At 64.7% G+C, this 9,265-nt stretch carries 7 protein-coding genes; 2 read left to right on the top strand and 5 right to left on the bottom strand.

All coding sequences use genetic code 11. The features are described from left to right. Window positions 1-136: 136 nt before the first annotated feature. From AC3A4Z_RS19680 to AC3A4Z_RS19660, 5 genes are all read right to left on the bottom strand, one after another. Window positions 137-1,852, bottom strand: a complete 1,716-nt coding sequence (locus tag AC3A4Z_RS19680; RefSeq protein WP_498713570.1) for an ABC transporter family substrate-binding protein — start codon at window positions 1,850-1,852, stop codon at window positions 137-139. Between the two features lie 61 nt (window positions 1,853-1,913). Beyond that, the gene (locus AC3A4Z_RS19675) at window positions 1,914-4,151 is read right to left on the bottom strand and encodes an ABC transporter ATP-binding protein (RefSeq protein ID WP_498713567.1); all 2,238 of its coding nucleotides are present in this window, start codon (window positions 4,149-4,151) and stop codon (window positions 1,914-1,916) included. Further along, window positions 4,148-5,134, bottom strand: coding sequence for an ABC transporter permease (locus AC3A4Z_RS19670; protein ID WP_498713565.1), 987 nt, complete (start codon window positions 5,132-5,134; stop codon window positions 4,148-4,150). Before AC3A4Z_RS19670 ends, AC3A4Z_RS19675 begins: the two co-directional genes overlap by 4 nt. A 2-nt stretch (window positions 5,135-5,136) precedes the next feature. Then, a complete protein-coding gene (locus AC3A4Z_RS19665; protein ID WP_493971437.1) occupies window positions 5,137-6,120 on the bottom strand; it encodes an ABC transporter permease subunit in 984 nt (327 codons plus the stop codon). A 352-nt stretch (window positions 6,121-6,472) separates the two neighbouring features. Next, on the bottom strand, window positions 6,473-7,081 hold the full coding sequence (locus tag AC3A4Z_RS19660) for a TetR/AcrR family transcriptional regulator (RefSeq protein ID WP_498713563.1): 609 nt from the start codon (window positions 7,079-7,081) through the stop codon (window positions 6,473-6,475). Between the two features lie 128 nt (window positions 7,082-7,209). Between AC3A4Z_RS19660 and AC3A4Z_RS19655 the strand changes: the two genes are divergently transcribed. Both AC3A4Z_RS19655 and ligD read left to right on the top strand, forming a co-directional pair. Next, complete coding sequence (locus AC3A4Z_RS19655) at window positions 7,210-7,767, top strand: NAD(P)H-dependent oxidoreductase (protein WP_142041494.1); 558 nt, start codon at window positions 7,210-7,212, stop codon at window positions 7,765-7,767. 106 nt (window positions 7,768-7,873) lie between these two features. Next, on the top strand, window positions 7,874-9,118 hold the full coding sequence (ligD, locus tag AC3A4Z_RS19650) for a non-homologous end-joining DNA ligase (protein WP_498713560.1): 1,245 nt from the start codon (window positions 7,874-7,876) through the stop codon (window positions 9,116-9,118). Window positions 9,119-9,265: the final 147 nt, after the last annotated feature.

The following is a 9,265-nucleotide window of genomic DNA, read 5'->3' as shown; positions in this document are numbered from 1 at the left end:
GAACTACGTGCACGCATAAAACTGCTCCCCGGGAGTCGAAACTGAATTTCTCAGTCCAACTTCCGGGGAGCAGTTCAAAAGTGAGAGAGCGTCACGTGGAAACCCACGTTAAGTGAGAGAGCGTCCCGGGGGCGGGTTACTTCTTTTCCCAGCCGAGGGTGGTCCAGTCCGGAACCTGGGACAGGCTCTGGAACAGGGACGGACCGTAGTTGGCCAGGCCGGTGCGGACGAAGGAGATCTGCGGGCCGTTCATGACCACGCCCATGGAGAAGTACTTCGCCATGTGTTCCTTCTCCACTTCCATGGCCGCCTTGTTGCGCTCGGCGTTGTCTGCGATAGAGGTCAGTTCTGCAATCCTCTTGTCCAGCTCGGCGTCGCCCAGGCCGTTTTCGTTGGTCTTGGAGTCGTAGTACTGCTTGACGGCAGATGTCGCGTCGGCGCCCACGGTGTAGCCGGAGACGCTCATGTCGAAGTCGCGGCCGCCGATGACCTTGCCGAAGTCGGCGGAAGCACGCTGGTCGATGCCCACGTCCATGCCGCCGGCCTGCAGCTGCTTCTGCAGGGTCTGGGTGAAGGCCAGGGTGGTGGGGTCATCACCGAAGTTGCTGATCTTGAAAGCCGCGGGCTTGCCGTCCTTCTCCATGATGCCGTTCGCGTTCGCGGTGTATCCGGCGTCGGTGAGGACCTTCTTGGCGGCGTCGGGGCCGGTTTCCTTGACGGGATAGTTGTCCTGGTAGTACTCGGAGAACGGCAGGAGCATCATGGAGCCGGAGCTGGGCTCCTCCCAGTTCAGCCCGTTGAAGCGGACCTTGCGGAGGGCTTCGCGGTCCACGGCCGCGAAGATGGCCTTGCGGACTGCCACGTCGGTGATCTTCTGGGCATTGATGTTCATGCCGCCGGCGAAGAGCCGCTGGCCGCGGCGGACCTCGGAGTCCTTGGTGCCCTCAAGCTGCTTGTAGAGCGCAATGGTGTTGGCGGACATGGCGTCGATCTCGCCGTTCTTGAAGGCGGCGATCTGTGCGCTGGTCTCAAGCTGGCGGAATACTACGTTCGCCAGGACCGGCTTGGTGCCCCACCACTTCTCGTTCGGCACCAGGCTTACGGTCTTGGCGGCCGCGTCATACTGGTCCACCTTGAACGGTCCAGCCATCCATTCCGGGTGCATTTCGCCAACGAATCCCTCGTTGAAGATTTCCGGGGTGTTGACGGCGGGGTGGATGAGGCCGAAGTAGAGGTCTTCCAGGGGGTAGGTGGGCTGGCTCAGCGTGGTGATGACTTCTTTGTCGCTGCTGCCTGCTTCCACCGACTCGACGAAGGCGTAGGACCCGGAGGTGACAATGTCGTAACCCGCATCCGGGCTCTTCAGGATGTTCCAGGTGTTCTGGAAGGTCTTGACGTCAATGGGCGTGCCGTCATTGAAGGTCGCTTTGTCGTTGACCTTGATGGTAACGATCTGTTTGCCGTCCTTCACCTCGCTCTCCACGGATTCGCAGAAATCCTTGTTGGGCGTGGCCTTGCCTTCGAAGTCCACCTTCCAGCAGCCGCCGATTCCTCCACCGCTGACCGCGACGGGGTTGATCGGCGCCATCAGCGCCGAGTTGTCAGAACTGTTGCCGTTGTTGGAGAACCCGTTGAAGTCCGGGCCGATGCTGCCCAGCGGAAGGGTGACCTTCCCGCCCTGTTCAAGATCGGCTGCCGGCTTCTCGTTGATGCTGATGAGCTTGGACAGGTCGCTTCCTGCCTCCTGGCCCTTGGCCGTTTCCGGCCCGGTGGCGCCGCCACCGCCGCAGGCAGTCAGGGTCAAAGCGGCAGCAATGGCCGCCGCTCCGCCGATCCTGGTCAGATTCCTCATGGTGTTCCCTTCGTTGTTGCCGGTGGTGCTGCTGGTAACGCTGGTGATGGATGGAACAAATCTACGGTGCATGATGGCCTGCCGGGTCGTGGACCACCAGCATGTCCTCGTCCAGTTCCCCGTCCGGGAAGAAGCAGGCGAAGCGCTGATCCGGGACGGGCAGCGGACCGGCTGCGAGGACCTGGGCCGCCGCGGAGGGTGCCACTGGTTCCAGCGGGGGTTCCAGGGTGAGGCACTTTTCCTTCTTTGCCGCCGGAAGGGCTGCGAAGACCGGGCAGCGGGTGGCGAAGTTGCAGCCCTTGGGGGCGTCCAGCGGGGAGGGCAGGTCACCCTGGAGGATGATCCGCTCCCTGGTCCGTTCCACCTGTGGGTCCGGGACCGGGATGGCCGACAGCAGGGCGCGGGTATAGGGGTGGCGGGGGTTGTCGAACACCCGGTCCACTTCGCCGATCTCCACGATTTTGCCCAGGTACATCACGGCAACGCGGTTGGAGATGTGCCGGACCACTGAAAGGTCATGCGCCACCAGGAGGTAGCTGAGCCCAAGTTCGGCGCGGAGCTTGTCCAGGAGGTTGATCACCCCGGCCTGGACCGAAACGTCCAGGGCGGAAACCGGCTCGTCGAGGACCACCAGTTTGGGATTCACGGCCAGGGCCCGGGCTATGCCGATGCGCTGGCGCTGACCACCGGAGAACTGGTTGGGGAAGCGGTTGACGTGGTCCGGCTGCAGGCCCACCAGCTTCATCAGTTCCATGATGCGTTTTTTGATGGCCTGCCGGTCCATGCCGGCGTTCTGGAGCGGTTCGGCGAGGACTTCGTAGACGGTGAACCGCGGGTCCAGGGCGCCGGTGGGGTCCTGGAACACCATCTGGAGTTCCCGCCGCATGGCACTCTTGGTCCGGGCGTCGGCAGCCTGCTTGTTGCTGAGCCCGCCGATCACCACCTCGCCGTCCTGGTCTTTATGGAACTCCATGATTTCCAGCAGCGTGGTGGTTTTGCCCGAGCCCGACTCACCCACGATGGAGAAGCATTCCCCTTCGCGGATGTCGAAGCTGAGCCCGTCCACGGCTTTGACCGTGCCGATCCTGCGCTTGAGCAGGGCGCCCCTGGTCAGCGGGAAGTGCTTCCGCACGTCCCTCAGCTGCAGGACCGTGGTGCGCTCCCTGCGGGGGATGGAGTCGAATTTGGACACTGGGACCGGCGGGGCCGAAAAGACATCATGGACGTCAACATCTCCGCCGAGTGAGCCGGACTTGATACAGGCCGCCCGGTGCATGCTGCTGCCGTCCACCGGCGCCAGCGCGGGCTCGCCGTCCAGGCAGGCTTCGGAAGCAAGCGGGCAGCGGGGGGCGAATGAGCAGCCGGTGGGTGTGTGGATCAGGTTGGGCGGCATGCCTTCTATGGGGACCAGCGAGGTCTTTTCTGCCACGTCAACCCGCGGCACGGCGCCGAGCAGGCCCATGGTGTAAGGCATCCGGGGGTTGTAGTAGATGTCCTCCACCGCCCCGGTTTCCACCGGCTTGCCGGCGTACATCACCATGATGTCGTCTGCCATGCCTGCTACCACGCCGAGATCGTGCGTGATCATCACAACGGCGGCGCCTGTCTCCTCCTGGGCGGTATGCAGCACCTCCAGGACCTGTGCCTGGATGGTTACGTCCAGGGCCGTCGTCGGCTCGTCCGCGATCAGGACCCGGGGATTGTTGGCGATGGCGATGGCGATCATCACGCGCTGGCGCATGCCGCCGGAGAACTCATGGGGGAAGGCTCTGAGCCTGTCCTTGGGGCTGGGGATGCCCACCATGGCCAAAAGTTCGACGGCGCGCGCTTCTTTGGCCTGCTTGCTCATGCCGGGATGGTGGATGGTGAGCGCTTCGATGATCTGGGTGCCCACGGTGTAGACCGGTGTCAGGGAGGACAGCGGGTCCTGGAACACCATGGAAAGTTCGTTGCCCCGGTAGGTGCACATCGCCTTGTCGCTCAACCCCAGCAGCTCCTTGCCATGGAGCCGGACCGAGCCGGTGACCTCGGCCGTGGTGGGCAACAGTCCCATGATCGCCAGCGAGGTGACGGATTTGCCGGAACCGGATTCCCCCACGATGCCGAGGGTTTTGCCGGGCAGGAGGTCAAAATCGACACCCCGGACGGCGTGCACCACGCCGTTTTCGGTGTTGAAGCTGACGTTGAGATCACGGACGGACAGGACGGCGTCGGTGGGACCGTGCAGCCCCGCGACGTGCAGCCGCTCCACCGTTGACTGGGGCTGTTCAGCGGGTCCGGCGGTGATTTCGCTGCTCATGAGACGCTCCTCTTCACACGGGTCCGGGCCTTGCGCTTTTTGGCGCTGCCGCTGGAGCTGGAGCTGGGATCAAAAGCATCGCGGAGTCCGTCGTTCATCATGGCCAGCGAGCCGGTCAGCAGGAACATCACGGCGAGCGGGACCCAGAACATCCAGGGGAAGGTCTGCACCTGCGACGTGGCTCCGCCGATGAGGACGCCAAGGCTTACATCCGGAACCTTGATGCCGATGCCGATGAAGGAGAAGGCCACCTCGGCAAGGATGGCGCCGGTGACCCCGCGGGTGACGTCCAGGACCAGCAGCGAGCCGATGTTGGGGACCAGGTGGCGCCAGACGATCCGGCGCGGCGGGACGCCCATGTACTGGGCGGCCTTGACGTAGTCCCGCTGCATCAGGGACATGGACAAGGACCGGATCAGGCGGGCCGTACCCATCCAGCTGAAGACCAGCAGCACGATGATCAGCAGCAGCCAGGAGGGCAGGTCGCGCTTGAGCCCGGCACCGCCGCCGCTGGTGGCTACTGCCACCACCAGCAGCGCCGGCATCATGATGAGCGCCTCCAGGATGAAGAGCATCACCTTGTCCACCTTGCCGCCGAAGTAGGCCATGGTGCATCCGTAGACGGCGGCGATCAGGACGGACACCAGTCCTACCACCAGCCCGATGAGGATGGAGATCCTGGTGCCTTCGACCGTCATCGCGTAGAGGTCGATGCCTGCCTGGGACGTGCCGAGGTAGTGTTCGGCAGACGGCGGCATGCCGATGTTGAAGGGGTCGATGGTCTCCTTGTCCCACTGGGTGAAGTACCCGCCGACGAAGGAAAAAATTGTCAGGGCAAGGAAGATGGCAAGGCCCGCCACAGCCGTCTTGTTGCGCAGGAAACGGCGGAAGATAATGGTGTTCTTGCCGATAATGACGTCGGCATTTTCCAGGTGCGCATCCTGCGCGACGGCTGCCGGATCGACGGCGTTGAGGTTGGTCATGGCTACTGCACCCGTACTCTCGGGTCAACAAGGGTGGTGGCGAAGTCCGCCAGGATGGCGCCGAGGGCGAAGATGACGGAGCCGTAAGCGAGCGTGGCCGTGGCGGCGTTGACGTCCTGGAGCGAAATGGCGTCGATGCTCCAGGAGCCCACTCCGGGCCAGGCGAAGATTTTTTCTGCGAAGAAGCCGCCGGCGAAGATTGCCGGGATGGTGAAGGCGATGCTCTGGGCCACGGGGATGAATGAAACCCGCAATGCATGCCTGGAGATGGCCTGGTTGCGGGTGAGCCCCTTGGCCCGGGCCGTACGGACAAAGTCTGCGTTGACGTTGTCCAGGAGGTACTGGCGCTGGGCTATCTGGTAGGAACCCCAGCCCACCAGGGTGATGGCTATGGTGGGGACGGCGTAGTGCGCCAGCATGTCCACGAACTGCGGCCACCCCGGTGCCGTTCCCGGCGTGGAGATGCCGGTGACGAAGAAGATGCGCTCCCCCACGGTTTCATTGATGTTGATGGCGCCCAGCTGCACCAGGAAGTAGGCGATGGGCGCGGGCACGATGTAGGCGAGGTAGCTGTAGGACGTGATGGCACGGTCCTGGAACTTGTACTGCCGCGCTGCCGAGTAGACCCCCAGCGCCACGCCGATGACGAGCGTCAGGATGATGGAGGCCAGGAAGAGCCGGGTGGAGATCCATACACGGTCGCCAAACTCGGCGTTGATGAAGGCGCCGTTGGGGCTGCGGCCCCAGTCCCAGCGGGTGACGATGGCCGTCAGCCATTCCACGTAGCGCTCCCACGGGCTGAGGTCCGGGTCCAGGCCTTTGAGGCGCATGGAGTTCGCGACCTGCTCCGGCGTGGGGCGGGGAATGCGTTCCTGTTCCAGCAACGCAGGTTTCAGTGAACTGACCGCCAGGAAGTATCCCGCCGATGTGGTCAGGAAGATCATAAAAACGTATGTGATGCCGCGCTTTGCGAGGTACCTGAGCATGGGACTAGTTCTGTTTCGCCGCCGCCGGCTGGACGTCGGGGCACCAGGGAGTCCGCAGGTGGATCAGGGTATCGGGCAAATCAACAATCACGTGCTGGATCCTTCCGTTGTCCCCGTGTCAGCGGGGGTTGTGCCGCGACGCAGGGTCCTTTGCCGGCGGGTAGCCGGCAACCCGCCGGCTGTGCGCCAGTCCTGTGGACTATGTTGCGGGTCACATTCGAAGAGGAAACTATCACAACCGGCCCCGCAAAATACGGGCCGGTGTGCGCAAACCTGCCTGCCCGTATCAGATTGTTATGAATAACTTTGTGAACTTGATGTGACTGGACGGGTCGTCGCGGGCGAGCGTAATCTACGCGCCGCTGACAACCTTTGTGACAAGATCCCGCCAGGATGCAGCCAGTCGCTCCTGGCTCACACCGTGCATCTGGAGGAGGTTCAGGAGCCGGTCCGGGGCAAGGGTGGCTGCCAGCGAACGGGCCATCAGCCAGGGGTCCCTTTCGAATCCTTCCTCGCGCAGCAACACTTCGAGGTGGCGGTGCCATAACGCCGCGGCCGGGGGTTCCGAACGCCCGTGCCGCGTGCTCTCTGCTGCGAGCGCCAACTCCCCGAACTCGATGATGTAGGCGATGCGTTCCTCGCCGAACGCGATAAGGCGGTCCAGGCCTGGCGCACCAGGACCCAGCGGCGGCGGTCCGAACATAAAGCGCTCCTGGAAGGCTGCTTCGGATTCGCTCAGCAGCGTCAGCATGAGGCCGGCCCGGCTGCCAAAACGGCGGAAGACGGTTCCCTTGCCCACCCCGGCCTGCTCGGCGAGCCGGTCCATCGTCAGCCCTTCGGCACCGCATTCGCCGATGAGTTCGCGGGCCGCCTGGAGCAGCCGTTCCCGGTTCCGGGCGGCATCGCTGCGTTCGGCGGCGTCCCTTGGAGGCAGCTGCGGCCGCATTGAGATGGAGCTCACACTGCCTATTCTAGACCCGGGGAATAAGAAACGGACCGTAGTCCGTTTAGATGGATGAAGGCAGCAACAAGCCTCCGTGTTCCCCGGCCGGCGGTTCCCCTCCCGCCGCCCCTACCCCAGGAGTCCACATGACCAAGAGCACCGTACTGACCCTCGTCGGCAGCCTGCGCGCCGAGTCCACCAACCAAAAGCTGGCCGAAGCAATCCAGCTGAACGCTCCGGAACAGGTGGAAGTTGTTATCCACGAAAGCCTGGGCAACATCCCCTTCTACAACGAGGACATCGACGTCGAAGGCCAGGTTCCCGCCGCCGCTGCCGCCCTGCGCGCCGCGGCCAGCGAGGCTGACACCGTCCTGCTGGTGACCCCAGAGCACAACGGCACCGTTCCCGCCGCACTGAAGAACGCCATCGACTGGCTGTCCCGCCCCTTCGGCGCCGGCGCCCTCGCGGGCAAGCCCACCGCCGTCGTCGGCACCGCCTTTGGCCAGTACGGCGGAGTATGGGCCCAGGACGAGGCCCGCAAGGCAGCAGGCATCGCCGGCGCCCAGGTCCTGGAGGACGTCAAGCTCGCCGTTCCCGGTTCCATGGTGCGCTTCGCCGAACTGCACCCGAAGGATGACGCAGAAGTGGTGGAGCAGATCAAGGGCGTGTTCGACGCCCTTGCAGCCGTCCAGCCTGCCGCATAGGCATCCTGTGCGGGTGCCCGGCGCGAATTTCGCGCCGGGCACTTTGTGCTTAAGCCGGCATGCCTGCCCTCTGGCTGCCGCACCGGATCGTTGCTACCGTGACGCCATGAGCCCCTCGAAGACCCCGGCCGAAATCCTGGACATTGCCGGTGCCGAGGTTCGCGTCTCCAGTCCCGACAAGGTGGTCTTCCCAGGGCCCGGGCTGACCAAGCTGGACCTGGTGAACTACTACCTGACCGTAGCGGAAGGAGCCCTCCGCGGTGCCGGCGGCCGGCCCATGGTGCTCAAGCGGTTCCCGAAGGGCATCGACGCCGAGCCGTTCTTCCAAAAGCGCGTGCCCGAGAACCACCCGGACTTCATAGACACCGCGACGCTGCACTATGCATCGGGAACCTCGGCGGAAGAGGCGGTGATCCGCGATGCTGCAGGACTGGCGTGGGTGGTAAACCTTGGCTGCCTGGACCTCAACCCTCATCCCGTCCGCGCGGAGGACCTCGAGCACCCGGACGAGCTGCGCGTGGACCTGGATCCTATGCCGGGGGTGGACTGGTCGCAGATCGTTGACGTCGCCTACGTGGCGCAGGACGTGCTCGACGACGTCGGGCTGGAAGGGTGGCCCAAGACCAGCGGGTCGCGGGGACTGCACATCCTGGTCCGCATCGAGCCCCGGTGGTCCTACCGCGATGTGCGGCTGGCCGCCGAAACGTTGGCCCGCGAGGTGGAGAACCGCGCTCCCGGCCTCGCCACCGCGCGGTGGTGGAAGGAGGAGCGCGGCGAGAGCGTCTTCGTTGACTTCAACCAGAACGCCAAGGACCGCACGGTGGCGTCCGCCTACTCAGTCCGCCCCTTGCCCGATGCCCGCGTCTCGACGCCGCTGGCGTGGGATGAAGTGCGCTCGGCCCGGCCGGAGCAGTTCACCGTCCGCACAGTGCCGGAGCGTTTCGCGGAAGTGGGTGACCCCCACGCCGGAATAGACGGCGCGGCTGGCTCACTGGACGGACTCCTGGCCCTGGCGGCGGAACTCGGCCCAGCCGAAAAGGCACCCCGCAGCGGAGACGGCTCCGGACGCCGGCAGTCGGTAATGCCCCTGATCGAGGTTGCCCGCACCAAAACCAAGTCCGAGGCGCTGGCAGCACTGGACGAGTGGAAGTCGCGGCACGCGGACCTCGTTCCGGCCCTGCATCCGGCCGACGTACTGGTTGATGGAATGAGGGGCTCCAGCTCCCTGTGGTACCGGGTCCGGGTGAACCTGCAGCACATCCCCGAGGCGGAGCGGCCGCCGCAGGAGGAACTGATCGCCGACTACGATCCATGGGCGGGCAAGGAGTGGCCGGGCCGCCCGGGAGCCTGAGGCCACTGCCCTGCCGTGACCAACTCTTGTCCCAACCGGTACCTTCCGGGCATTCTTTGGCCAATGCGCCGGCCGTAACGTTAATCCACGGTACGTGCCGGGACGGGATTGCGGTGCAGCATGGCAGACAGGCGCAGCGGCGGAAGG

This window comes from Arthrobacter sp. Soil_C_49, assembly GCF_057656635.1.
The sequence above is the reverse complement of the archived record's forward strand: the minus strand, read 5'-3'. Positions and strand labels throughout refer to the sequence as shown.